This is a genomic window from Paenibacillus zanthoxyli JH29, assembly GCF_000520715.1.
GTDB lineage: Bacteria > Bacillota > Bacilli > Paenibacillales > Paenibacillaceae > Paenibacillus_AQ > Paenibacillus_AQ zanthoxyli.
Genome location: NZ_ASSD01000328.1, coordinates 1 through 830 on the forward strand (window position 1 = coordinate 1; position 830 = coordinate 830).

The 830-nt window shown below is 39.4% G+C and carries 1 pseudogene; it reads left to right on the forward strand.

Going from position 1 to position 830, the window contains the following annotated elements:
- Window positions 1-108: 108 nt before the first annotated feature.
- Window positions 109-494: pseudogene (locus tag L691_RS33560) on the forward strand (transglutaminase-like domain-containing protein); the annotation flags it as partial.
- Window positions 495-830 lie beyond the last annotated feature (336 nt).

The window sequence follows — 830 nt, forward strand, 5'->3', positions numbered from 1 at the left end:
AAGAATCTCGTGACTTTAGTCATGAGAGGTTCAATATAGTCATCTATCTATTAAAGTAAAAAGCATCGGAATTATATTCAACATCGACTGATGAAGACCATTTTTGTGAAAAAGGCTTACGAATTTGTTCGCGACGAAATATCGCATTCATGGGATATTCAAAGTTCACGAATAACATGTAAAGCCTCGGAAGTATTGTTTTTTAAAGAATAGGAGATACGCCGGATACGGGATACTGCATTCATGCTTTAAATGCGGTTTATCTTAAATCTATCCGAAGATGGATTCGCTTGGATGCTTGTGGAAATAAGCTGGGTGTCAATTCCGAATTCTCTTTAAACAAAGAAAAACTAGCTTTCTCGGTACGGAGAGAATACGACGAGTTGGATTATCCTGTAGTATATAAACAGCCACACCCAAAAACAATAGACGCATTAAAAACAAATAAAGATTGTATTATGATGTATCTTAATGCTTTGCCATCTAGCTTATAATCAACTACGGTTCAACTGTGGTTTAGCCTTGGTAGCCTTTTCTCAAATCTTCATTAGAGCAAACACCAATCTGTGGACACAATTTTGAATTGTTGTCACTGTCTACTCCTCACATGTGGAGTGCTGCTCACTGTTAGTGCGGAAGGATATTGTAAAGCTTCAAGAGCCAAGCAAGGCCAGGCGATCCTGAAGGAAGCCAGAACGCTGCTTTTAGACTTAGCCGCTGTTTACCCCGATGAAGCGGAGATTATCTTTCAAACAGGAGTGGCCCATGACAATTCCGGATCGTTTGCACTCACATTTGGACCTCTGTCAAGATAGTAGACACAGAAATTT